Source organism: Vibrio pomeroyi, assembly GCF_024347595.1.
GTDB classification, from domain to species: domain Bacteria; phylum Pseudomonadota; class Gammaproteobacteria; order Enterobacterales; family Vibrionaceae; genus Vibrio; species Vibrio pomeroyi.
The window spans coordinates 1,507,207-1,531,185 of the sequence record NZ_AP025506.1; the positions used below are offsets into that span (position 1 = coordinate 1,507,207).

At 43.5% G+C, this 23,979-nt stretch carries 21 protein-coding genes; 7 read left to right on the top strand and 14 right to left on the bottom strand.

Annotated elements, in window-relative coordinates; genetic code table 11:
* Positions 1-35: 35 nt before the first annotated feature.
* Positions 36-1,127, top strand: coding sequence for a transporter substrate-binding domain-containing protein (locus OCV12_RS06735; protein WP_261885703.1), 1,092 nt, complete (start codon positions 36-38; stop codon positions 1,125-1,127).
* A gap of 28 nt (positions 1,128-1,155) precedes the next feature.
* Here the strand turns inward: OCV12_RS06735 and OCV12_RS06740 are convergent, their stop codons facing one another.
* From OCV12_RS06740 to OCV12_RS06780, 9 genes are all read right to left on the bottom strand, one after another.
* Positions 1,156-1,371: a hypothetical protein gene (locus OCV12_RS06740; protein ID WP_239829468.1), complete on the bottom strand. Its 216-nt coding sequence runs from the start codon at positions 1,369-1,371 to the stop codon at positions 1,156-1,158.
* 249 nt (positions 1,372-1,620) lie between these two features.
* Positions 1,621-2,535, bottom strand: a complete 915-nt coding sequence (locus tag OCV12_RS06745; protein WP_261885934.1) for a VirK/YbjX family protein — start codon at positions 2,533-2,535, stop codon at positions 1,621-1,623.
* A gap of 322 nt (positions 2,536-2,857) precedes the next feature.
* Positions 2,858-3,004, bottom strand: coding sequence for a hypothetical protein (locus tag OCV12_RS06750; RefSeq protein WP_017632874.1), 147 nt, complete (start codon positions 3,002-3,004; stop codon positions 2,858-2,860).
* Between the two features lie 27 nt (positions 3,005-3,031).
* Positions 3,032-3,307: an HU family DNA-binding protein gene (locus OCV12_RS06755; RefSeq protein ID WP_261885704.1), complete on the bottom strand. Its 276-nt coding sequence runs from the start codon at positions 3,305-3,307 to the stop codon at positions 3,032-3,034.
* Positions 3,308-3,660: 353 nt separating this feature from the next.
* Positions 3,661-4,356, bottom strand: coding sequence for a VC0807 family protein (locus OCV12_RS06760; RefSeq protein WP_261885705.1), 696 nt, complete (start codon positions 4,354-4,356; stop codon positions 3,661-3,663).
* A gap of 154 nt (positions 4,357-4,510) precedes the next feature.
* Positions 4,511-5,755: an NADH:flavin oxidoreductase/NADH oxidase family protein gene (locus OCV12_RS06765; RefSeq protein WP_261885706.1), complete on the bottom strand. Its 1,245-nt coding sequence runs from the start codon at positions 5,753-5,755 to the stop codon at positions 4,511-4,513.
* Positions 5,756-5,935: 180 nt separating this feature from the next.
* Positions 5,936-6,508, bottom strand: coding sequence for a YceI family protein (locus tag OCV12_RS06770; protein WP_261885707.1), 573 nt, complete (start codon positions 6,506-6,508; stop codon positions 5,936-5,938).
* Between the two features lie 222 nt (positions 6,509-6,730).
* Positions 6,731-8,509 carry a hypothetical protein gene (locus OCV12_RS06775; protein ID WP_261885708.1) on the bottom strand — a complete coding sequence of 593 codons (1,779 nt, stop codon included), beginning with the start codon at positions 8,507-8,509 and terminating at the stop codon, positions 6,731-6,733.
* 148 nt (positions 8,510-8,657) lie between these two features.
* Entirely contained in the window at positions 8,658-9,566 is a 909-nt protein-coding gene (locus OCV12_RS06780; RefSeq protein ID WP_261885709.1) for a LysR family transcriptional regulator, read from the bottom strand.
* Between the two features lie 608 nt (positions 9,567-10,174).
* On the opposite strand from OCV12_RS06780, the gene OCV12_RS06785 reads away from it, so the two are divergent.
* Complete coding sequence (locus OCV12_RS06785; protein ID WP_261885935.1) at positions 10,175-10,891, top strand: DUF1826 domain-containing protein; 717 nt, start codon at positions 10,175-10,177, stop codon at positions 10,889-10,891.
* A 77-nt stretch (positions 10,892-10,968) separates the two neighbouring features.
* Here the strand turns inward: OCV12_RS06785 and OCV12_RS06790 are convergent, their stop codons facing one another.
* Entirely contained in the window at positions 10,969-11,328 is a 360-nt protein-coding gene (locus tag OCV12_RS06790; protein ID WP_261885710.1) for a VOC family protein, read from the bottom strand.
* Positions 11,329-11,461: 133 nt separating this feature from the next.
* Entirely contained in the window at positions 11,462-12,163 is a 702-nt protein-coding gene (locus OCV12_RS06795) for a helix-turn-helix transcriptional regulator (protein ID WP_261885711.1), read from the bottom strand.
* Positions 12,164-12,467: 304 nt separating this feature from the next.
* Between OCV12_RS06795 and OCV12_RS06800 the strand changes: the two genes are divergently transcribed.
* A complete protein-coding gene (locus tag OCV12_RS06800) occupies positions 12,468-14,354 on the top strand; it encodes a methyl-accepting chemotaxis protein (RefSeq protein WP_261885712.1) in 1,887 nt (628 codons plus the stop codon).
* Positions 14,355-14,453: 99 nt separating this feature from the next.
* Here OCV12_RS06800 and OCV12_RS06805 read toward each other — a convergent pair whose 3' ends face one another.
* Positions 14,454-14,855 carry an ACT domain-containing protein gene (locus tag OCV12_RS06805; RefSeq protein WP_261885713.1) on the bottom strand — a complete coding sequence of 134 codons (402 nt, stop codon included), beginning with the start codon at positions 14,853-14,855 and terminating at the stop codon, positions 14,454-14,456.
* 132 nt (positions 14,856-14,987) lie between these two features.
* Entirely contained in the window at positions 14,988-15,881 is an 894-nt protein-coding gene (locus tag OCV12_RS06810) for a LysR family transcriptional regulator (RefSeq protein WP_261885714.1), read from the bottom strand.
* Between the two features lie 176 nt (positions 15,882-16,057).
* Between OCV12_RS06810 and OCV12_RS06815 the strand changes: the two genes are divergently transcribed.
* The 4 genes from OCV12_RS06815 (at position 16,058) to OCV12_RS06830 (ending at position 22,474) form a co-directional block, all read left to right on the top strand.
* Positions 16,058-16,960 carry a Vmh family MBL fold metallo-hydrolase gene (locus OCV12_RS06815; protein ID WP_261885715.1) on the top strand — a complete coding sequence of 301 codons (903 nt, stop codon included), beginning with the start codon at positions 16,058-16,060 and terminating at the stop codon, positions 16,958-16,960.
* Between the two features lie 280 nt (positions 16,961-17,240).
* On the top strand, positions 17,241-18,056 hold the full coding sequence (locus tag OCV12_RS06820; protein ID WP_261885716.1) for a TauD/TfdA dioxygenase family protein: 816 nt from the start codon (positions 17,241-17,243) through the stop codon (positions 18,054-18,056).
* Between the two features lie 312 nt (positions 18,057-18,368).
* Positions 18,369-20,135, top strand: coding sequence for an ABC-F family ATP-binding cassette domain-containing protein (locus OCV12_RS06825; protein ID WP_261885717.1), 1,767 nt, complete (start codon positions 18,369-18,371; stop codon positions 20,133-20,135).
* A gap of 290 nt (positions 20,136-20,425) precedes the next feature.
* Positions 20,426-22,474, top strand: a complete 2,049-nt coding sequence (locus OCV12_RS06830) for an ATP-binding response regulator (RefSeq protein ID WP_261885718.1) — start codon at positions 20,426-20,428, stop codon at positions 22,472-22,474.
* A gap of 151 nt (positions 22,475-22,625) precedes the next feature.
* On the opposite strand, the gene cqsA is transcribed toward OCV12_RS06830, so the two are convergent.
* A complete protein-coding gene (gene cqsA / locus OCV12_RS06835) occupies positions 22,626-23,807 on the bottom strand; it encodes an alpha-hydroxyketone-type quorum-sensing autoinducer synthase (RefSeq protein ID WP_261885719.1) in 1,182 nt (393 codons plus the stop codon).
* Between the last annotated feature and the right edge of the window lie 172 nt (positions 23,808-23,979).

Below are 23,979 nucleotides of genomic sequence, written 5' to 3' on the forward strand. Positions count from 1 at the left end.
TCAATTCATCGCTGCCTTTTTCTGGAGGGCTGCTGATGCAAAAATTCTTCAAATCGATACCTCGATACTGTGCTCTTTCAATCGTTTTACTTTTTCCATTTTTCAGCACTTTTGCTTCATCTGCTCCGCTTAAAGTTGGCGTTTACCCTTGTCCTCCTTTTGTTATTGGCTCTATGGATAATGAGTGGGATGGACTCAGCATTGAACTGTGGGAGAAGATCGCCCAAAACATGGGCGTTGAGTTCACGGTAGAAAATCACCCTCTCGATGACTTACTCAGCTCCATTGAAGCGGGGCAAATCGATATTGGTGTCTCTTGCATCTCAATCACGCCAGAACGTGAACTGTTCGCCGATTTCTCACACTCATTCTACGAAACCCACCTTGCTATCGCAGTGAAGAAGAAAGGCTACCTAGAGACGTTATATTCGATATTCTTGAACCCTGCGTTATGGCTCATTATCGGAGTGATCATCTTTGTCGCCGGAGCTATTGGCGCATTCTTCTATGCATTGGAACATGGAGAAAACGAAAAGCTTTATTCTATGAAAAGCCGCACGGGGCGTTGGCTAGAAAGCTTTATCTTAGGTTTGCTTTTTATTACTCGCGGTCCATTCAATTACTTTGAATTTAAGAGCTTAACAGGGCGAATCGCGACGGTGTTCATCGGTGTTTTCAGCATGCTTTTTATCGCCAGTATTACCGCTGTGTTGGCGAGTAAACTCACGCTTAGCCAAGGATCTTCACAGATCAAAGGTGTTAATGATCTAGCGAATGTCAAAGTAGGTGCCAAGGTCGCGACTACGTCCTCTCTGTTATTGACTAGCTTTGGTATCCGACACGAGAACTATATCGATATGCCAAGGCTTTTGGTTGCTCTAGAGGAAGGGGAGGTAGACGCCATTGTAGCCGATGATGTGGTGCTCAAATATATGATTGGTAATGGCAGAATGAGCGGCCAATTTGAAGACTTAGAGGTGTTGCCATATCAGTTAGAGAAACAAAACTATGGTTTCATCATCACGGAAAATAACCCGTACGAAGAAGAGATAAACCGCGCACTGCTGCAAATTCGGGAGTCTAGGAAGTGGCGTAAAATCTTAGTCGAATATTTTGCGGATAATTAACAGAGACAGCGACACAAAGCGTAAGGTATTAGCTATCAGTCTGCTCTGATTCCAACGCTGAAACTTTACGCTTTTTGAAATGTTTAACACCGGTCCAAACGACATAAGCGGCAACAAAAACGATCAACGCTGAGCGAAGTAGGATAGGCGCGTCATGCTCTAACTGCTTAACATGAGGGGCGATACTGGCGAACAATCGGCTGGTAAAAAGCAGCCCCATAACTAACATAATAACTTTATTCATGTGACCAGCCTTTCAATGAGTTGGGTTACACAGAACAAGTTATCGTCGAGTTAGGTTATTAAGACGACCAAGAGCGGTTCTGCTTGGAAATAAAAGCATGCGCTTCTCAAACGTCACCGTCAACGCGATATCGGTCTAAAGCCAGTAAGCTAAAATTTCGTTTTTGGAAGTGGATTGTTCTGTAGTGGTAACTCGAGTCTGGAATCAAAGGCCCCGCAATTGCTGAGGCCTCGGTTCTGTTTTATTAAATCAGCTAGCTTTTGCTAGTTCAATTGGTGGTATTTCAGCACCGTTGGTGTGCTGGCTGATTACGTTATGTAGGTCTTGTTCATATAGATCTAACCAAGCATAGCGCTCACGATATAGCTTTCGTTTCTGACGTTTAAGTGCCTCAAGGTCCTTTCTTGTTGACTGGATGGGCAGAGCATAAAAACATTTGTTATGTTGCTGACCTTCGTGTTCTTCCCATAAGCTATTGTATTTAAGACTTATCTCTTTGCCTTTTTTCCCATAGCGCGAAGCGTTGTATACATGTCCCGTTTCGTTGACTGCATAGATGTGATTCACACCTAAACTGGTCGCCATTAATCGAAGGGTTTCGACCATGAAGGATTTGGGTCTTAAACCATAAAATGCCTTGGTGAATGCGCGGCTAAAACCGTTGTCATTTGCTCCGCCTTGAACGCCACCAATGTAGATATCATTGTTAAAAACAGAGAATGATATGGTGTACATTTTGTTCAACATGGAATCAGTAAGGGAGAGAGTGAGCTCACCTTCTTTTCTCGAATTTCTTTCAAAGCTCAGGTTTAGCAAGTAGGTTTGCTCGCCGATTTCTAGCTCTAGAAGATTAAGCCTTTCGTTATATATTTTATGGCGAGCTTCTGTTGTGAACTTGTCTTCGAACCAATCATAGTGCATTGATAGTATGTCGATTTTTTCTTTTTTACTGAAGTCAGTACACAAGTAAGGGGTGACAAACTTAGATAGGAAATTTGGCTGCTTTTTGAATAAGAGCTTTCTCTCTGCTGAGCTGAAGTTCTCATTCATTTTTTTAGTATCTGAATAATAAAGCAGAGCACGAGCAGCGAACTTAATTATCGCTTTGTACTTTCCCTTATTCTTATGGACATTAGCGTCAATTCCCATGCGAACTACATTCATAATCACCTCAACAAAGAAGCACCACACAAACACATCTGTGCTGCGAACAGCTTCCTTTCTTCTCATAAACAACAAGGGAAATGATGATAATGAAAAGTGTCTTTTGGGTATGTATGGGTATGTATAGCAATGTAATTGAGTCAGTTACTTTGTGCTCAGAACTTATTCAATCTTCTGTTAATAATCACATCGGATTGATAGGAATAATAGGGGAAGGAGTAGGTTAATTCTAAATAAACAATGCCACTGCAGGGCTGCAGTGGCATTTGATCGCTAACAAATTATCGCTTTGCTCAAGCCTAAACTTTAGTTCTTATATAAACTATAGTTCTAACAGTTTCGCCAATTCGCGTTCTTCGAGAAGCTCTTCAATGCGTTGACGAGCCTTCGGACCTTCGGCTTGTGCTTTCGTTGACTTGCCTGCTTTCTTACTGCGACTGGTTTTCGCTTTTTCCTTTGGCGTAGTCATCGTAACTTTCCTTGTTGTATTGCTGTGTTAAAGGTTGCATGCCTCTTTTAAAGCTTTACCTGCTTTAAATGTTGGCGTCTTTGATGCTGAAATTTGAATTTCTTCTCCAGTTCGTGGGTTACGACCTGTGCGTGCAGCACGAGTGTTCACTTTAAAACTGCCAAATCCAAGGATGGACACATCATCACCGTTCGCAAGCGTTGTAGAAATACCTTCAACGAGAGCATTTAACGCTGAGCCTGCTTGGTCTTTTGAGATGTCTGCAGAAGTCGCGATGTGTTCAACTAATTGAGATTTGTTCATAATCTATATTCCTTATTGAGTACGGCTGGCGTCTACCTTTAGCACCTAGCTGAGGTGATCTTATCAATCGCAACTGAAATAATGTCAGTGATTGGGTAGGGCTTTGTAAAGTAACCAACAAAATCGACTATAAAAGCATCTGTCGGTTCAATCAATGGAATTCATTGATTATTATGGATTTAAAGTCAGTTACTCACGCAAACTTGAGAAAAGTGACCTCGAATTTTAGATGTGATTCATTTGATCAATCAAAGGTAATGCCTAACAGGCGCCTTGGTGCGAGTACAAAAACAAAAAAGCCCAGCTTGTGTGCTGGGCTTTTGGTATGCGTTTCTGCGCGAAATCAGTGACAGTTACTTAGTGATAAATATCTGCTCTGTTTCTAGCGATGTCATGTTACGAACCTGACGCCAGATGTAGTAGAAAATACCGAGCATCATAAGCAGGCTAGGGATCGCGATCGCTGGGTAGCTGTAAAGTGTCAGTTTACCAAGCTCTTCATTGAAAGCTGCAGTGCCGGCAGGGCTGGTTACAATCCAAGTCGCTAGGAAGTAGTTCATCGCAGATGAGAAAGCGAATGTGCTAGCGAACATGTAGTTTGATGTCATTAGGCAACGGTCAAACTTAGCTTGATTACCAAACTGTCTTAAACGCTCTTCAATCAGAGAGATGTTTAACAGTGCAGGCGTGAAGATCACTTTTTGGATAAATGGGTAGCGAGTAAAGGTAGAACCAAGTACCGCCAAGCCGATTAAGCCAGGGATTAGTGCTTCTTTTAATGCTAACCAACGCGTGTCTAATTCGAAGAAACCAATGCCGCCCGTTAAAAGTACGCTGACAAAGCCAAGCGCGGCGATGAAGTTAAATTTCTTGTTGCGGATGAGCTCCATACCACCGTAAGCGATAGGGAAGGCGAGTGCGACAAGCAGAGCTAAGCCAGTTCCGAGATGCTCTTCTCCACTGAACTTCATCAGGATGAATGAAGGAAGGAAGACGTTAAAGACGACTTCGAAAAGAGGGCTCGATTTTTTGTTTTCTGTATTACTCATAATTTCTAAATACATTATCTTATGGATTTATTCTCAGGGATTGTTGTTTACCTCGCCCAAGATGTAAAGCCTTAAGGGCCCATGCTATGTAACGACATGTGACACCAACGGCATATTTTTGAATGTCAGGTTCCCTATTTGCCTGAATAAAGTGTTATGCCCTACGTTTTTTGAAGGCGTGCCAACCTGCACTCAAAATCGTTTTAATTACTACGCCAAGAGCACTCAGTTTCGGATCTGCATTTTTACCTGCGGCAATTCGCCACATTTGATGTTCGTACCAAACTAGTCCAACCATGGCTACTTTATCCAGTGCCGGTTTTCCTGTGGTTGGCACATCTAACGGCATTCCATGGCTTGGGTTTTCTATGAGTTTGTTTGGAAAATCAGGATCTACCGCCATGGTGCGGGCAATACCAATAAAGTCGGTTGCGGATGTTTGCAACGCTTCGTTCATTGCCGGTGCGGTTCTAAAGCCACCAGTTACCACCAAAGGAGTGCTAACCAGTTTTCTTGCCTTGACCATGTAATCCAAGAAATACGCTTCACGTTTCGCTGTGCTGGCTCTAACGGGTTCGTTCTTGCTCTTAGAACCCATCATCGATGGACTCTCATAGGTACCACCTGAGATTTCAATCAGGTCGATGCCTTCACGGCTAAGCGCTTGAACGACGTGCATTGATTCTTCTTCGGTGAAGCCACCTTTCATGAAGTCAGCGCTGTTGAGTTTGATCCCGACAGGAAAACCTTCACCAACTTCTGCACGAATGGCGCGATACAGTTCGAGAACAAAGCGAAGTCGGTTATCTAATGAACCGCCCCATCTATCATCTCGTTGGTTGTGTCTTGAAGATAAAAATTGGCTGACAAGGTAGCCATGAGCACCGTGAATTTGTACTCCAGTAAAGCCAGCTTGTTTTGCAAGTTTAGCGCTTAAGGCAAACTTACCAATCACTTCATGGATTTCCGAATCAGTCAGTGCTCGCGGGATATTGAAGCCTTTCTCTAATCCGCGCTCTAACGCGATAGCAGAAGGGGCGACGGGTTTATCACACAGGAATTTTGGGATCTGTTTCCCTGGGTGGTTTAACTGCATCCAAATCTGTGAGCCATTTTGCTTACCAGCACTTGCCCAAGCTTGAAACTGAGATAGGTCACTGTGTTCATCTAAAACTACGTTCTTTGGTTCACCCAGTGCATTCCTATCAACCATCACGTTTCCAGTCATAGACAAACCAATCCCACCTTTTGCCCAACGTTGGTACAAGATCGCTAGCCCCGCTTTAGGGTTATGTTGTTTATCGCCAAGTTGTTCGCTCATTGCTGATTTAAACAAGCGGTTTTTGATGACTTGACCATTAGGAAGAGTAAATGGTTCGCTGAGGTTACTGGATTGCATAGATAAGAGTTCGGATGTGCGTTATGGATGGCTCTAGTATGTCTTATTTTGTCGAGCGTTCCGAATCATTTGAATTTGATTGAGTGATCGAGCTGATTTCGCAATAGCAAGTCAATACTCTCTCAGGCACTAAGCTAAATGGCTCGGTGTCTGAGAGAAGAGTAGGGAAGGAGAGGTTGATTATTGGTCGAACATGAGATTGAAACTTAATGGAACCTTGTCAGAAATCGCTAGCCCGCCAACGGTTGCAGAAAGCGTGTTGAGGTTTTCTGTCGATATCCCAAAATCAGCGCCATTGACGATGATCGTTGATGTTGAATTGACCATCACAAAACCTTCAGAAGGAACAATCATAACCGGGAAGTCGATGGTTTTGGTCACACCATGCAAGGTAACTTCGGCAGCGATGGTGGTGTTTTTCGGGTCGCCAGATAGCATTGCAGGGTCAACCTTTCCGGAGATCTTCACTTCAGGGAAAGTCATGGATTCGAAGTAGAGCTCATTGAGCCTTTGATCGCGAATCGATACTCCGGTACTCAGGCTTTTCAAATCTAACAAAATAGAAAACTGGCCACCTTCTGTCAGCCCTCCGGATAAAGGCTTTATGGATGCGGGTTCTACAACAAACTGCTTCTTAATGGTTGCGAACGTCACGTTCGATAACTTTGGATCCAACGTGTAGCCCGTTTCTGAAAAAGAGGGTGCAGAAAGGAGGGTACAAAAGAGACCGAGTGCAGGTATTAGCTTCTTCATAAGTGGTCACCATATAGATGAGTTTCTTTGGTAAGTGTAGATAGAAGCTTAGGTCAGTATTTTAATATTTACCGCAACTCAATAGGTAACGGTCAATTGTTGGAAGCAAGCGCAAGAAGCAGAGTATTTGATTTTACAAAGGGAACAGTTAGTCGAATGAGAAACTAAGGCAGCAATCAAGAGTTGTGATTGTGAGGCCTATACGGCCCCACAAGTATTAGGTTAGTTTATTTTTTGGTATGTAGATACGTTCTTTGACTCGCCAGTTGGTAGCATTTTACGACGAGTTAAAACACCTTGATCCCAGTCTTTGCCTGCTGGCATGTATGACCATTTAACAAAGTACTCTTTACCTTGAGGGCATTCTGTTCCCATCACGTAGTTATTGGAGTCACAGAAGCGAACAGTAGTATTCAGCTCACTAAGCGTCGCTTTTGAAGTACGCCCTGTTTGGTTAAACCACCAATAGTCTAGGTTAGAAAAGTCAGCATAAGAATAAGGCCCCTCATCATCCAACTCTACTGGCGTGGAACCTGTACACTCTTGGCCAGATACATTGATGTCCTTTTCACCAAATACATACTCAGAACGTGCTTGTACGCCGTTTTCGCATGTTTCTAAGTGCTCCCACGTACCAACAAAGTCGACGTAGCGGTCAGTATCTTGATCTTCAATCTCGTAAACGAAACGAATAGATTCGCTAACACCACCCTTGGAGCTATCTGAAGGGGCCGATTTATCTTGCTCCGAACCTAGGTTGAACTTCTTATCTAGAATGGTTAAAACCTCGGTCGTTGCATCATATGATTGGGAGTAGATGTTGTATTGCCAGCCCGTTCCATCTTTATACTTGGAGTCATCATATAACTCACTCTCAACCATAGTGTTTAGTTCCGATTGCGATGTCGCGAGTAGATATGGCATTAGGCTTTCTAGCTCTTCCTCGTCATAGCCGAAATGTTCTTCTGGTTCATTTTTGTTGGGGTTGTTAAATTTATATAAGAATGGGGTACCAGTTAGATCGAATTGCTCATCTGTTGTAGCTGGTTGGCCGTTACATTCTGTTTGACTGTTCCCGATAACAACGAATTTAGTTGAGTCGCCAGTCGCTTCAACGCAGGATAAATATTGTGCGGCCCAACTAGAGCCAAACCCCGAGTCGTTGTTACCTTCAAGGAAAACGATAGCGTCGCCAGAGAGTTTGTAATCCCAGCGTGCAGAACTACGAACTAAATCAAACGTCTCTTCGTCGATGGTTTTGTCAGCGTGAACATAAAACTGCTTTTGATTTGTAAGAGGGTCATGATCATTCAACTCATGCAACTGATATTGATTGATACTCACTTCACGAATGATGTTACCGCTACCACGCTGAAACATTGGAACAGACGAATCTTCACCGCGGTCATTATATTCCTTTAACGAACTGTTCATGTGAGCAACTGCGTCATCTTCGCTTACAATGTCAGCTTCATTCATCCCCATATGATCTTCAAGGAAAGTGATAACCGTGTCTTGGTCGTCTAGGTTGATTTTATGCAATGCACTGATGGTTGCTTCACCGATGTTCGTCGAGAGCGTTTCGGGTAACACGATATTTGAGTCTTGGTCGCCAACATTGACCGATTGAAGAAGAATAGCGAGGTTTACTGCTCTTTCGTAAGTACCTGTTGCTTCAAATGGGCTTAAAACATCACGGTTAGATGCAGCACCGACTTTGAGCCCATCTTCACCACCCAAGTAAAAGGTCAGCGTAGTGTTTGATATCGCGCTGTATTGACCACCGTTATCGGTAAATCCGCTGTTTACGAGTTGATCTGTGTAATAAAGACCATCAACAGCTGCGTCAACAAAGGTGCCTTGTGTTGTCGTAATAGGACTGGTGAAGTCAATCGGTGCAGAGCTTGTGCTATCGTCATCATCATTACATCCAGTGATGCCAACCAAAATTGCTGCTGACAAAGCGCACATCTTAAGTGAGCCAATGTTCATTTTTCTCATTATAATGCCTTGTGATTTTTTGAGGTTACTTCTATAAAACGCGAGGATTATGATGAATTTAAATATGAAAATTGGTTATATGTTAAATAATTAATGATTCTTCATGGATAAACGAGCATTAAATAATGAAATATAAATTAACTATGCACTAATTATAATTTTTAGCTGTTGCATATATTTGATTTCTAAGCCACTGATGAGCTGAGTCTACATTTTTACGTGGGTGCCAATACAAAGACATATTTATATCGCTGAGGTTAAAAGGTAGGTCGAATGTTTTTATAGAAAACTTGTCCTTACAAGTACTTTCCATAAATGACGGTAAAAGAGCGATGCAGTCTGTTTTCTCAACTAAGGAAAGTGTCTCAAAGAAGCTAGATGCTTTATAAACTATTTTACGAGCATTGAGCGCTTCGATATCAGAATTCAACATTACATTTTCTCTGTTTATCTCATGAGTGATAGAAACATGATGTTCAGTATAGAATTGTTGCATGTTGGTATTAAATCCATCGATTCTAGGATGATCGACTCTGCAACAAGCTTTGAGCTTATCACTCATAATGACTTTGTGTTTTAACATCGTGTTTCCTATCGGGCGTAACCCAATAATCAAGTCGTAGTTACCTAAGCTAAGGTCGTTTTCGTAATCCGAAGAGGTCAAAGGGTGAATAGTGAGAGTAATGCCCGGTGCTAGTTGTTGAATCCTAGTAAATAACTCAGGAAGAAGGAAAAAATCTACTGTATGTATACAAGCGATCGAAAATGACCTTTTTGAATTAATTGGAGAAAACGAGTTATGTGTCGAGGATAAGGTCGCATTAAAATTGTCAATTATTGCTGCCATATCAGAGTAGAGCGTAGACGCATAGCTAGTGGGTTCCACACCGGAACGAGTACGATTGAAAAGAGTATCTTCGTATATTTCTCTTAATCTCGATAGTGCCTTACTAACTGCTGGCTGAGTTATTGATAAACGTTTGGCGGCTTTTGATAAGTTTTTTTCTTCGAATATGGCGACAAAGATTGGAACCAGATTAAGGTCGGTAGTTTTCATTAGACGTTTTTTAAGGTAGCTTTTATATGATTTTTAAAATTGAATATTATTCTACGATATAAAAAACACCAATAAAACAATGTTTTATTGGTGTTTTTTTATGAGTGTAAATTGCTCAGTATTTGCTTTAATTGTACATTTTCTAGCATTGACTGAATTAATTAAAATGAAAAGTCTCATTTTGATATATTCTATATTGAAATTGTATTTGGTTATGTGTTAGGTGGTTTTTATTCTACAGGTTTCTTAATGATGTTAATATTAACCTATGTTTAGGTTGGTATTTCAGCGCTACAAAGGTTGATTATGTTTGATTATTAACAATGGGTCTGGAAATAGTAATTTTATTTTCAGATTCTTTATGTAAATGGTGAGAACTTCCCCTACAGATTTTAATTTAAGATTGGAATATATTGTAAAGTTCAACGCAACCGAAATTATTAACGAATTTCATTATTCACAATGCTATCACTATTGAGTTGAGTGCCATAAGCTCAGTTGTAAATATCTTAAATGATATGTTATAACGTATCACAATCATTCTTACTATAGATCATGATAGTAGCAGCAAGAGTGAGGCGATAAGCATGTATCAAGGAGAAGACGTAATGAATGCCGTGTTAACGAAGCCTTTGGCAACCAATAATAATCAGCCACTTAATATTAGTTCGGCTGTGAGTATCAAAGATCAGGTGAGTCACACGCCATGCGTTAGTGCTTCGGAGCAGCCCACGGTATTAGCCGATATCTATCAAAGTGATATCAACATCGCGATTTGGCAGCGTAAGTTTGATGCTGATTTAATCGGCGACATTGGCGAGTTTATCGCGTTGAATCCAAACTTTAGTAAGTCTGTTAGCGTGTCACCCGACAATGCCTACGAGAAATTAGATTTCTCGACAGACGGAACGGCTTCTAAAGCGCTATTAGAAAATATCGCGCAGCTGGTGGATATGTTCTGTTGTTTGTTTGAACTTGAGGAAGTAGGGCTGCGTTTAGCGGTTTTAAACAAGGCAATGTGTCCTCGTTTTCATTTTGATCAAGTCCCTTGTCGCTTAGTGACTACTTATCACGGTGTCGCGACTCAATGGCTACAGAATGATTCGGTCGATCGCTCGAAGTTAGGTCGTGGAAGCAACGGACAACCAGATTCTGCATCAGGCTTGTACGCATGTGAATCTGATATTCAACAAATGGCGAGTTGTGACGTAGCGTTATTGAAAGGTGAGCGTTGGAGTGGCAATGAAAATGCGGGTCTTGTTCACCGTTCGCCAGTGACCTCATCTGAAGAAACACGACTGTTGCTGACACTAGATTTCGGTTAGTAAGCTGTTTATGAGATGAGATGAGATGAGATGAGATGAGATGAGCAAGCGACTAAATGCAGCTTGCTCATATTCGTTTAAGCGAAGACGCGGATACGGTGTCCGTCTGGATCAACAGCAAGGAAGTTGATGCCGTAAACCGATTCTTCTGGCTCTTGTTCAAACTGAATGCCTTTCTTTTTCCATGCTTTATAAAGGCTTTCTAGTGTCTCTTTGTCTGCGATAGGCATAGATAGCTCAGTACCACCACCCTTGATGCTGCTTGCTGGGGTCAGAACATCCGCTTGCTTAAGTGTGATTTTAACGTTGTCTGCAAAGTCTAAGGCAGCGAAGGTTGGTGATAGAAGCTTTGGCTCGCAATCAAATGCCCTAGCGTAAAAGTCCATGCTGCGATGAATGTCTGCGACATAAAGAACAAAAGAATCAATGGTAAACATAGTAGCTCCTAGGGTGGTCAATTTGATTTGCGATGTTGTTTCTCAATAACTCCGTTGCGATTTAAGTTAACTCGAATTGTATCGAGTTCGCTTGGGATGAGAGAAATATAGCGCGAGTCAGTGACAGTTTTTGTCAGTAGCGTATCACTTTATCTGCAATGCCTTCCATGCACTGCCAATCTCTGATTAGTTCATGACGCGGACGCTGGTATTTTTCTTCAAGCATTTTCCACTCGGCAATTCTATCGAGTCTGAAATTACGATACGCACTTCGTGTTTCACACCAAGTGACTAACACATAGTGTTGTTCGAATAAACCAATCAACATCGGCCAAACGATTCTTTCGCTAACTTGATCTTTTGCGTCTGTGTAATGGATTTCGGCTTTGTTCTGTTGCTTAATTGCCAACTTGATGTCTGAAAGCTCAATGGCTAACTCTGCGACTTCAATGATAGAAGCAACACGAATAATGTCTTCACTGCGTTTGGCCTGATGATCAGCAGGTAACACGGACGAAATCTTGGCAATCGCATTTCTAGCCGATTCACTGAACTCCCCATTGGCTTGCTTAGCGACCCATTCAGCACCGAGCCTTAACGCTTCCAACTCTTCCATTGAAAACATCATTGGCGGTAGCGTGAAGGTCGGTTTCAATTGATAGCCAACTCCAGCTTCACCACCAATATCAGCGCCTTGTGCTTGAAGTGTCACGATGTCTCGATAAATGGTGCGAGTACTCACGTTTAGCTCTTTAGCGAGATGATCGGCAGACACGGGGTATTTATGACAGCGCAATAATTGGAGCAGATCGAAGAGACGTTGACTTCGGGACATAGGAAAACTCTGTGTACTTAACAGCTTACAAGATTAATGCATTGAGAATGTGAACGCTAATTACATCGAGATAAATGAAGCAAAAGGCTCGGCATTTTAGGCGTAGCTTTGACGGCGCAACTTAACGTATATCATTCTTTCGATTGTGAATTGATCTGGATCTGTTATTGGTTCACATATAACGATAATACAATGAGTTAGTCCGTTTTATTATTTATTTTAATGTGTAAAATATATTCGATTGCTACCCGATGGGAACGGTTCTGTTACCCACGGTTATTTATATAAAAATTATAGGTTTCCTATGTTAAAGAAACTCTCACTTAAAAATAAGCTGGCGATCTCTGCCAGTATGGCCATCATCCTGGGGGGGATTTTGGTCGAGGCACTTTCATTTCGTGCATCGTTGCAACGATTGGATACTGAAGTTGAACAGCGCCTAGAAGGGGCATCGGCTTCTTACAACCAATACGTATCAGATTGGATCTTATCCAAAGAGCGTGCGCTCACTTCTCTGTCGAAAGAGTCTAAACAAGAAAGTTTGGTGACTCACCTGAAACAGGTTCGTGATTCTGCCTCTTTTGATAATGTCTTCTTGGCATTTCCTGATGGTTCACAAAAGAACGCTAACGGTGTTGTGTTGCCGCCGGGTAATGATGACCCACGTTTATGGGGTTGGTACACCAATGCGGTAGCAAACCCAAGTAAAGTCTTCATGGACAACCCAACGGTTGCGGCGGCAACGGGCGCGAACGTTGTGTCGCTGGGTACCGCAATGCAATTGCATGGTCAGCAGGTTGTACTGGGTGCTGATGTAGAAATTACCGACATCCTTAACAGCCTTGAGCAAGTGATTCTTCCGGGTGAAGGTTACATGTTCATCGCGACCAATAAAGGCACGGTTTACACGCACGCTGACACTAAGCTGTTGAACAAGAATATCAGCTCACTTGGGCTTGATTTTGCAGATGTACAAAAGGCGTTGGTGAGCGGTAAAGATACCTCGATCGACTTAAACGGCAGCGACTATGTTCTTTACGCACGTGCGATTGATGGAACCAATCTGATCACCATCAGCGTGGTTAACCATGACTCTTTGGTCGCACCGCTATTTGATGCTGTGATTGGCCAAGTGTTGGTGACATTGCTGGTTGTCATCGTATGTACTGTGTTGTTCAACCTACTGTGTACGATTCTATTCCGTCCGCTTAATCATGTATCTCAAGCATTGGCTCAAATCGCGAATGGTAGTGGTGATTTAACTCAACGTATTCATGTTGATAACCAGGATGAAGTGGGGGAGCTTGCTCAGAACTTCAATACCTTTGTTGGTAGTTTACAGCAGTTGATTGGTCATATCCGTGGACAATCGGAGCAGCTAAACAGCCAGTCGGAGCAAAGTGCCCAGCGTGCAAATCGTTCTGTTGTTGAACTTAACCACCAGCAACAAGAAATCACCATGGTAGCGACAGCGGTGACGGAAATGGCTTGTGCAACTCAAGAGATTGCATCGCATGCTGAGCAAACCGCAAAAGCTGCACAAGACTCAGCGGCAAGCACCAACAGTGGTCATGCTCTGGTAGTCGACACTAAAGGCTCAATTAATAACTTGGCCAATGAAGTGAACGAAGCGGGCAATGTGATTAGCGAACTTAACAAGCACGCTCAAGAGATTTCGACAGTATTAGCGACAATCCAAGGTATTGCAGAGCAAACTAACTTACTTGCGTTGAATGCGGCGATTGAAGCAGCTCGTGCGGGCGAGCAAGGCCGTGGTTTTGCGGTAGTCGCTGATGAAGTTCGTGTGCTTTCTCAACGTACTCACTCTTCGACGGAAGAGATCAAATCGACGATCGATATCCTGCAGCGCACAACGACCCAAGCCGTTGAGCTGATGGAAAGCAGTTCTAAACTGGCAATACATTCAGTAGAAGATGCCGACAGAGCTTCACATGCGCTTGAAGAGATCAATACGGCAGTTGCTTTGATTAGCGATATGGCGACTCAAATCGCGACGGCTGCTGAAGAGCAAACACATGTGACGGGTGAAATTACCCAGAACGTGACGACCATTAAAGATGTTACCGACCACCTAGTTGTGGGCGCACAGGACAGCTTAACTGAGTCGAACGAACTTAAGAGCCAAGCCGCTGGTTTAAGTGACAAAGTGGCGACTTTTAAGCTTGCTTAACGGTCTTGTTCTCTGATGCCTGATCAGCGAATGAACATTAAGCAATAAGCCAAAGCGACGTAGATTACGTCGCTTTTTTTGTATCTGGTGAACGCTTTGTTAGCTCGCTTCTGAAAACTCTCTAAGGGCGCTCATTGCTTCGTCTGCTTTGTCTTTCTGAACGAAGATATGGTCATGGTAATAGCCAGCAATTACGTTGGCGCTAATGCCGTATGAACCTAGCTTTGTGGCGAAAGCAGCCGTTAACCCAACCGCTTCAAGGCTTGAGTGTACCGACAAAGTAATCAAGCTAAACACACCATCGAAATTGAGTTGAGCGTGGCGTGCTGCATCCTCAGCGAGTACTAAGGTTAAGCCTTCTTTTTCTCGAAAGGTCGCGATTGGGTCGAGTTGAATATAGTCTGCCAACGCTCCGTCGACAGTACAAAAAACATAGTTACCTTCAATGAGTTCTGGTGACATGGACTTTAACAAAATGTCTAAATCGGTAATGGCAGCCATAAATATTTCCCTAATAGTATTAACGCACTCGTTGATGCGGACTGGATAATCTAACCACGATAGAGTCGGGTGGAAGATAAGTAAAATGAATAATCCTTATTCCGCATCAGCTTTGTTAATGACAAGGATTACCTACCAACTTGTTGACTGTTCCATCTCGTTAGATAGGTGATCGATAAAGACTCTTAACAGCGGTGTGACTTGTTTACGCGTTCCATAAACCGCGTGCACACCTAGCGTTTTCGGTTTCCATTCGGAGAGCAGAGGCACCAATAGCCCATTTTCAATTAAGCCTTCTACCGAAGGAAACGGCAGTAAGCAGATACCGTTGCCTTTGAGTGTGGCAGAAAGCAGAGCCTCAGACGTATTCGCACTGATGTTCCCTTTAATCGGCACTGATTCCAATCCATTCGGGCCATTGAACGTCCATGCGGTTTTACCAAAGTAACTGAATGACAAACAGTTGTGGTGCGCTAGATCTTGCGCGTCTTTGGGTGTGCCTTTCTCTTTTAAATATTGAGGCGACGCACAAATCACTGAACGACATTCACCAAGCTGCTTCGCGACAATATTGGGCGTTAGCTCGTTGGTTATGCGAATAGCCAAATCGATGCGTGATTCAACAAGGTTGACTGTTTGATCGGTAGAGACGATATCAATCGAAACCTCGGGCCATTTGTCGATGAAGCGGCTGATCACGTCCATTAAGAAACTGTCGATAATGGAATAACTCGCGGTAATACGAAGTTGGCCCTTCAAGTGTTCTCGGCTTTGGTTTCTGATACCTGCTAACGATGCTTCAAGGGCAAGCAGCTCTCTCGCGACTTCAAGCGTCTCTTTCCCCGCACTGGTTAAGCTCAAGCTTCGAGTGGTTCTGTGAAGCAGGCGAGTGTCCATCCAATTTTCGAGTTCACCCAAATAGCGTGTGACTTTGGTTCGAGAAAGCTCAAGGTGTTCGGCTGCTGCACTCAAACTGCCACGCTCAACGATGGTGACAAAGACATTCATTGCCTCGAGTTTATCCATTGTTCTTATTACCCAAATGATTTTTGAATCTAATCGCTACGAAAAATGAGTATATGTCCGAAAACCGCAACAGTGAAAGTCAATTTGATGTCTATTTTATCCAAATCCAATCAAATAAGATATTTGCACACTCAATGAGTTGGCAGGCGTTCAGCTCCGAATAATGGAATAAAACTATGAAGAAGTTATCTAAAAACCTTTTATCAAGAACCGCGCTTTTAGGAACAATGAGTTTAGGAGCTATGCTAGCTGCATCGGGTGTTGTCTCTGCAGCGGAGTTAAACATCACTCATTACAATCCGGGTGAAAATGCAATATTCCCAGCAACCTCTGTGCTGGTTTCAGGAGAGAAAGAAGTGATTCTGTTTGATGCACAATTTAGTGTCGCAGACGGGCAAAAGCTGGTGGATCAAATCAAAGCGACTGGCAAAGAGCTATCGATGATTTACATCAGCAGCGGTGACCCAGATTTCTACTTTGGCTTAGAACCGATTGTGGCGGCATTTCCAAACGTAGAGATCGTTGCCAGTGATGCGGTTGTTGCACATATCAAGCGCACCAAAGATGCCAAGCTCGAATATTGGGGGCCAATTTTAGAAGACAACGCACCGTCTAAAGTTATTGTGCCAACCGTTCTTAACGACACCAAGCTAAGTATTGAAGGTGAAACCATCGAGGTGAGAGAAATCAACACACATCAAGCTTACTTATGGGTTCCGTCTGAGAAAACTGTGTTTGGTGGTGTGTCGGTGTATAACGGCGTGCATGTATGGATGGCAGATACCGCATCAAAAGAGATTCGTAGCCAGTGGTCACAATCATTAGAGCGCATGAAAGCACTTAAGCCTGAAGTGGTCATTCCGGGTCACTACTTAGGTGAAATGCCAACGGGTACAAATGGCGTGCAATTTACATTGGATTACGTAGCTGACATCGAAGATGCGCTGGCAGGTACAAGTAAGCCAACGTCTGTTGAGATCGTTGATTACATGAAGAAAGCATACCCACAATTTAAGGCGACGGAAGGCGATCTAGAACTGGGTGCCAAAGTGTTAAGTGGTGAGATGGAATGGCACTAAGTTGATTATCTCGGTTGTGTCTCAGAAAAGCCTGAAGATTATGTGCTAGATTTATTGGTGATACACAACTGGAGATATCGATGATCTGGCTTTCGGTGAAAGTACTACAGATTGGACTTGTCTACGGATACAGGAAGTATCAAAAAACAAAAAGAGCACCTATTTAGGGGCTCTTTTTTTGATGTATTAGCAGCGTGTGGAAAGAAAACTCGCCATTATCTGGTTTAATAGTCAGTATCTAAATTGACTCTGAAATGTCACATCATCAATAAGCGAGTTTATGTTGAAAATAGAACCCATTACCCCTCACATCGGTGCTCGTATTCAAGGCGTTGACCTCGCTACATGCAGTGCGACTGAACTTGATGAGGTTTATCAGGCGCTTCTAACTCATCAAGTGATTTTTCTCGATGATCAAACCCTTTCGCCACAACAGCATTTGATGATTGCAGAGCGGTTTGGACAACTTGAACCAGCACATCCGTTTTTTCCTCGCGTCGAACATGTGCCTCAGGTCAGTGTGATAGAAACAACGCGTGGCAATGCTCCGATGGAAAGCTATTGGCATACGGATTTAACATGGCGTGAATTGCCATCGAAAGCTTCTCTGTTGCATGCTCAGCATGTACCCAGCGTGGGAGGGGACACGATGTGGTGTTCGATGGTGGCTGTGTTTGAATCGTTAGATGAAGACATGAAAGCAAAGCTGAGAGGCTTGTCAGCGACCCATTCGCTGGTGGCGTTTGAAGGCATAGAGTCGGATAAAATTGAGCTTGATTGGCACAAGTCGTTAATCAAAACTGCTCGGGAAAATCCTCCAGTCGTTCACTCGGTTGTTCAGGTTCACCCAGAAACCGGTAAAGAAACGCTCTATATCAATGAGCAGTTTACGCGTTATATCAATGAGCTCCACCGCCAAGAGAGTGATGCTTTACTCAGCCAACTGTTCGAAATTGCAAGACGTCCCGAGTTTCAAGTTCGTTTTAAATGGGATAAAGGATCAATGGCGATCTGGGATAACAGGGTAACGCAACATTACGCGGTGATAGATTACGGCGATACGACAAGGAAAATGCACAGAGTGACGGTGACCTAACGTCCGTAAATGCAAGCTAAGCCGAATGCGGTTAAATATTTTGACTCATCGATTAATGTGATTTATTTTTAGCGCGAATCTTCAACTCAATACAAATATAAGGAGGATTTTTATGAAAGTGTGTGAATTTAACTTTGCGCATATTTTTTGGTACGACCAAAACTCAAGTTTTAACACTATCGTGCTGCGATAACCAAAACTTGAGCGAAGCATTAAACATAACCCTCAATAGAGTTTCTTCACTCTAGTTTACTTGGTTGTTGTCAGCGAATGACGACAGCGCTTTCTTGCGCTTGAAACTTGAGTAAACAAATGACTACATTAATATCTACATCATCTATTTCTTACGATCTAACATCATGCCGCTTATTTGATGGGCTTTCTTTCACCATTAAAAAGGGTGACCGCATTGGCCTAATTGGCAGCAATGGGTGTGGAAAAAGCACATTACTGCGTCTATTAAACAAAGACTTACCAGACTATGTTGGTAGTGTTTCATTCGCCTCTTATGCCGAAGTTGCGCTTATTGAGCAACATCTTCCTAAACGACTGCTGACTATGTCGATGCTCGATTCTGTTGTCGATAACCTGTCACCTGAGCTCCAACTCTCTGAGCAATGGCGTGCTCAAATCATCTTGTTTAATTTAGGCTTTGACGAAAGCAATTGGGATCAGCCGATTGGCACCTTAAGTGGCGGTCAATACGCACGAGTACTGGTGGCAAGAGCCCTGATTATCGAACCCGACGTTCTGCTACTGGATGAACCGAGCAACCACTTAGATTTGCCAACCTTGCTTTGGTTAGAGCAATTTCTGATGGATTGGAAGGGCACTTTTGTGATGGTGTCACATGACCAAAGGTTACTCGATCATGTAACTAACTGTACTTGGGTACTGCGTGATAAAAAACTGCAAACCTTTAGTCAAACCTGCACACAAGCAAGGAAGGCTTTAGAGGAGAAAGACCGAGCTGACGCTGAAAGGCAAGAAGCGGAGCAAAAGGAGATTAACCGCATTGAAAAGAGTGCACAGCGATTAGCTATTTGGGGTAGGGATTTCGATAACGAAGGCCTAGCACGCAAAGCCAAAAGCATGGAGAAACGTGCCGCAGGTTTACGAACGACCATGACCCGTTTGGATACGATTGAACCATGGACACTAAGCCTGTCAGGTGAGTCAATGAAGGCCAATCGCTTACTTGAACTAGCTTCGGTGCCAATCGCCGCCGCGCAAGATCAAGCACCTTTGTTTGAAGTTCTGTTCCAGCAGGTTAAGAGCGGTGACCGAGTCGCTATCTTAGGTAAGAACGGCGCAGGGAAATCTTCATTGTTGAAGGTGCTATGGGCAAGCTATCAAGCCTCTCAACTTGAAGATAATGGTTACTTCCATCCTCAAGCTGAAGTGGGTTATTACGACCAAAGCTTGAACCAACTGTACGATGAACATTCTTTGATAGATTCGTTGTACCCGTTTTATCCGGTTTCTCAGGAAGCCAGAAAAATGGCTTTGATCAGCGCGGGTTTTTCTTATGAGAGACACGATCAAAAGATCGCTGAACTGAGTGGTGGCGAGCGTTCCCGGCTATTGTTCGTCGGGCTATCTTTGGCTAAGTATCACTTCCTGTTGCTTGACGAACCAACGAACCACCTGGATATTGAAGGCAAGGAAGAGTTGGCTGAATGTTTAACTCGTTTCGAAGGCGGCCTGTTGTTGGTTAGCCATGATCGAGAGCTCATCGAAAGTTCATGTAATCGATTCTGGTATATCAATGACAGTCAGCTGGTGGAAATGACTTATCTAGACGCGGTTTATGACGCCATGTCTGTCGGTAATCAAGTTGATAGCTTAGAGGCGGGAGGGGAAACTCCGAGCACTGTGCGATCACGCTCTTCTGCCATTGAAAATCAACACCATGAGCAAGCTCGAAATGACGAAGAGTTGCTGTTGGAAAGGCTATTAGAGTTGGAAGAGTTACTAACACAAGACCAGTCACGCAAAGCGAAACACCAGAAGCCAGATCTGCAACAGAAATGGCAGAAAGAGATAGTTAGCATAAACGCGAAACTCGAGCTCAGTTAGCTTTTGATTCAATTCGCTAAGTACATTGGCTAGCACTACAGCTCGACTGTGACCGCTAAATATGAAAAGTAAGGCTCTTTAGCTCAGTATTGACTAAAGAGCCTTGTTGTTTTTATAAGCACATACATAAGCCCCAAAAACTAAGATTAAACGCAAATACCTTCATATATATTTGATTGAAACCTCACTGCTGGCAGGGGATGTGTAATATAATCGGCGCCTAAATATAAGAATAAAAATTAAACCATAGAACCAGTAAACGTTAGGGCTTAGAGAACAAAGTATTTCGTATGAACGCTATTCGCAAAGTTTATCAATACGCAGAACCTAATCTCACCCTTGTGGGTTGGATGGGCTTTGTCGGCTTTCCCATTTACTACATTGTGTGGGAGTTTTTGTTCCCTCAACCTTATGAAAACCTACCGCTGCGTCTAACGTGTTCGGTACTGTTCTTAGGCATCATTTTCCGTAATCGTGTGCCATTTGAATGGCGCAAATACCTTCCGGCTTATTACCAAGTTGCGGTAACCCTCTGCTTGCCGTGTTTCTTCTTTTATATGCTGCTGATGAACAATTGGTCCAACGTTTGGGTCATGTCTTTTATGTCGGCTATATTCCTGCATATTTTGTTGGTGCACGTCACTAAGGTCATGTTCGCACAAACTTTTGCCGGAATCGGAATTGCGACGTTATGTGCTTGGGTGGCACAAGGCTTCTACCTAGAAATTACAATGGACTGGACGCATGTGCCCATCTTCTTGTTTATCTACCTGTTCGGTAACTTGTTCTATTTCCGTAATCAGGTGGAACATGAAAATAAGGTATCACTGGCAAAGTCTTTTGGTGCCGGTATTGCCCATGAGATGCGAAACCCTTTAAGTGGTTTATTAACGTCTATTGATGTTATGCAATCCATACTGCCGAACCCTAAAAGTGGCGACCATAAAGGGCAATATGCGCTGAGCAATGAAGACGTTATCCAGCTGCGAGAAGTGGGTGATGAAGCGATGGAGATCATCCATTCAGGTAACGAGACGATTGATCTGCTACTGACTTCAATTGATGAAAACCGCGTATCTCGCTCGACCTTTAAAAAGCATTCGGCGCAAGCGGTCGTTGAGGATTCGATTGCCAGCTTTAATTACAAACGCGCAGCCGATAAATCGGCAATCTCTTTAGACGTACAAAGCGACTTTGACTTCTTAGGTAGCGATACCTTGTTGAAGTACGTGATGTACAACTTGTTCAAGAACGCATTCCACCATCGCAGCCCGGAAGATTTCCATATTCATGTCACGATGTGCAGTGATGAAGTCACCAATCAAATCATGGTGACGGATAACGGTTCTGGCATATCAAGCGATGTGATTCGACGTATCTTCCAAGACTTCTACACCACAGGCCAATCGGGTAACTACGGCTTAGGCTTGCCATTTTGTCAGAAGGTAATGCGCTCGTTTGGTGGCGAAATTAAATGTCAGTCGGAAGTGGAACAATGGACGCAATTCACGATGACGTTTCCATCTCTGACATCCAACTCAGTCAAAGAGATAAAGAGCGAGCTGACTAAGTTAAAGAGCGTGGTGATGATCAGTGACCAGAAAGTTCTGACCAGTAAAATGACCGAGATGTCGCGTTTTATGGGCTTTGACCTCACTATTATGGATGTCGCTTCTGCGCTTAAAAATAAGGAATATCAGTTCGAATTTGATCTGGTGTTCGTTGATATGGAGAGCTTGGATCTACGAGCTAGCTGCTTGGAGAGAATTGAATCACTACTTTCGTTTACCGAAGCTCGAATCATTTATCTCTATGAGCATCATCCGATTAGGCGTGTACGTAACGTCTCCTTTGAGCCTATTTGGGTGGAAACGCAGGTTTGGCTACTCAATACCAAAGCGACCATCGACCGTTTACTGTTCGATTCCAATTACGTGATGCCATCTGTACCAGTGAAACCGCTAGAGGTTGCGAATAAGCGTACGATCATGGTCGTGGATGACAACGAATCTCTGCGTCGTTTTACCGCGATGTTACTGGAAAAGCAGGGCTTTGATGTTGTGCAAAAAGAAGATGGTCAGCAAGCGTTAGACGCGTTGGATAGTGATGATATTGACTTAATTCTCATGGATATCGAAATGCCCATCATGGATGGTGTGGAAGCTTCTCGCCGAATTCGAAGTGCCAACAAGGCTTACTCTTCAGTGCCGATTATTGCCCATACCGGTGACAGTTCGCCGGTCACTTTGGAGAAAATGGAATCATCAGGCATGTCTGATTTCATCGTCAAACCCGCTGATAAAAACCGACTGTTCGATAAGATTGCTCACTGGATCTAGTGAATGTCATAGGTTGATCTACACAACCATTTTGTAGGTGACTCAAATACAAGAAAGAGCTCAGCGAATTGCTGGGCTCTTTTTGTTTAGCGACATGGTAGCGTCCATTCTGTCCTGCCGTTTTTTAGTTAAAGAATTAGTGTGTTCAGAGTTATACGAACTCTAACTCTGGGTGATGGTACGCCTCGTGACAAACCGTGAGCACATGGTCAACGTCGCGTGGCGTCATGTCGGCATTCACTGAAAATCGGATGATGTTCTTATTCTTCCCAGTCGCTGGACGGCAGAACACTGCGCCGAACACATCTCGCTCTTCAAGGAAATCGCGTACTCGCTCTGTATTTCTTTCATTTCCGCACTCTAGCGAGACGATTTGAGATTCGCTACGGATGTTAAAGCCGATCCGTTTTAGACCCGTAACAAGCGACTGTGCTCGCTTAAACAGGGCTTCTCGTTTGTCATCTGCACCTTTAATTACCTCTAATGTTTTCTCTAAGCGAATCACTTCTTGTGGCAATACGGTTGAGCTAAAAATGGCGGGATAAGCAACAAACGGCAAAGTATCAGAGAGTTGTTTGGGCCCAAGGATCGCGCCTGCACGATAAGCGAAGGTTTTTGCCAAGCTGACCGTGATAAAGTCGACTTGCTCAGTGATCCCAAGCGCTTGCACCAAGCCTGCACCTTTGTCACCGTGTGTCCCTAATGAATGGGACTCATCGACGATAACAGCACAATCAAACTCTTGCGCCATTTCGTAGATGTCGCGGAGCGGGGCAATGGTACCAATGGTGCTGTAAATCGAGTCGACCACAATCACACCAGAGCCATGACGTTCCAGTTGTTTACGTAAGTGACTCATATTGTTATGCATAAATGGATGAGCTGCCGCACCGGCCGCACGAATACCTTCCCATAGCGACATGTGCGCAAAGAAGTCGATATACACAGGTGTATTTGGCGGACAGATCGTTTGAAGTAACCCAATATTGGCCGCCCAACCAGACTGAGAAAGCAGGCAGCTTTCCATTCCAACATAGTTGGCGAGTTTGGTTTCAAACGCAGGTTTAGATTCTGCATCTTGTAAGAAAATCGCAGACATCACCACATTGTCGTCGTGGTCGCTGATCGCCGCTTGGTGAGCTTGTTGGATTGCTTTGTGGTGCGACAAAGCCAAATAATCATTGCTTTGCATGACAACGGAGTCGCGCGATGGACGTTTACCCAAAACCAAGTGTTTCTGGCTTTGGTTCTGGGTGATTAGGTCTTGAATATAGAAGCTCAAGCGTTCTTCAATAAAGGAAGGTAATGGTTTGTTTTTGGTTTTATCACTCATAATAGTTCTCTTCAAATACAGGATAACGCCAGCGCTGACGGCTGTATATTGAAGATAAAAAGTGATGTGTCATTAGCCAAGTTGCATAATTTTGTGGGTGCTTGCAAACTCAGCATTTAAGGGTTTTGAGGCGAAGGGATTTCCTTACGGTAACGAGCTTTAACCCAATTCT

Bases quoted from the DNA above. Each gene is read 5' to 3' on its own strand.
- OCV12_RS06735 (WP_261885703.1), top strand. From the start codon at position 36: ATGCAAAAATTCTTCAAATCGATACCTCGATACTGTGCTCTTTCAATC.
- OCV12_RS06740 (WP_239829468.1), bottom strand. From the start codon at position 1,371: ATGAATAAAGTTATTATGTTAGTTATGGGGCTGCTTTTTACCAGCCGA.
- OCV12_RS06745 (WP_261885934.1), bottom strand. From the start codon at position 2,535: ATGAATGTAGTTCGCATGGGAATTGACGCTAATGTCCATAAGAATAAG.
- OCV12_RS06750 (WP_017632874.1), bottom strand. From the start codon at position 3,004: ATGACTACGCCAAAGGAAAAAGCGAAAACCAGTCGCAGTAAGAAAGCA.
- OCV12_RS06755 (WP_261885704.1), bottom strand. From the start codon at position 3,307: ATGAACAAATCTCAATTAGTTGAACACATCGCGACTTCTGCAGACATC.
- OCV12_RS06760 (WP_261885705.1), bottom strand. From the start codon at position 4,356: ATGAGTAATACAGAAAACAAAAAATCGAGCCCTCTTTTCGAAGTCGTC.
- OCV12_RS06765 (WP_261885706.1), bottom strand. From the start codon at position 5,755: ATGCAATCCAGTAACCTCAGCGAACCATTTACTCTTCCTAATGGTCAA.
- OCV12_RS06770 (WP_261885707.1), bottom strand. From the start codon at position 6,508: ATGAAGAAGCTAATACCTGCACTCGGTCTCTTTTGTACCCTCCTTTCT.
- OCV12_RS06775 (WP_261885708.1), bottom strand. From the start codon at position 8,509: ATGAGAAAAATGAACATTGGCTCACTTAAGATGTGCGCTTTGTCAGCA.
- OCV12_RS06780 (WP_261885709.1), bottom strand. From the start codon at position 9,566: ATGAAAACTACCGACCTTAATCTGGTTCCAATCTTTGTCGCCATATTC.
- OCV12_RS06785 (WP_261885935.1), top strand. From the start codon at position 10,175: ATGAATGCCGTGTTAACGAAGCCTTTGGCAACCAATAATAATCAGCCA.
- OCV12_RS06790 (WP_261885710.1), bottom strand. From the start codon at position 11,328: ATGTTTACCATTGATTCTTTTGTTCTTTATGTCGCAGACATTCATCGC.
- OCV12_RS06795 (WP_261885711.1), bottom strand. From the start codon at position 12,163: ATGTCCCGAAGTCAACGTCTCTTCGATCTGCTCCAATTATTGCGCTGT.
- OCV12_RS06800 (WP_261885712.1), top strand. From the start codon at position 12,468: ATGTTAAAGAAACTCTCACTTAAAAATAAGCTGGCGATCTCTGCCAGT.
- OCV12_RS06805 (WP_261885713.1), bottom strand. From the start codon at position 14,855: ATGGCTGCCATTACCGATTTAGACATTTTGTTAAAGTCCATGTCACCA.
- OCV12_RS06810 (WP_261885714.1), bottom strand. From the start codon at position 15,881: ATGGATAAACTCGAGGCAATGAATGTCTTTGTCACCATCGTTGAGCGT.
- OCV12_RS06815 (WP_261885715.1), top strand. From the start codon at position 16,058: ATGAAGAAGTTATCTAAAAACCTTTTATCAAGAACCGCGCTTTTAGGA.
- OCV12_RS06820 (WP_261885716.1), top strand. From the start codon at position 17,241: ATGTTGAAAATAGAACCCATTACCCCTCACATCGGTGCTCGTATTCAA.
- OCV12_RS06825 (WP_261885717.1), top strand. From the start codon at position 18,369: ATGACTACATTAATATCTACATCATCTATTTCTTACGATCTAACATCA.
- OCV12_RS06830 (WP_261885718.1), top strand. From the start codon at position 20,426: ATGAACGCTATTCGCAAAGTTTATCAATACGCAGAACCTAATCTCACC.
- cqsA (WP_261885719.1), bottom strand. From the start codon at position 23,807: ATGAGTGATAAAACCAAAAACAAACCATTACCTTCCTTTATTGAAGAA.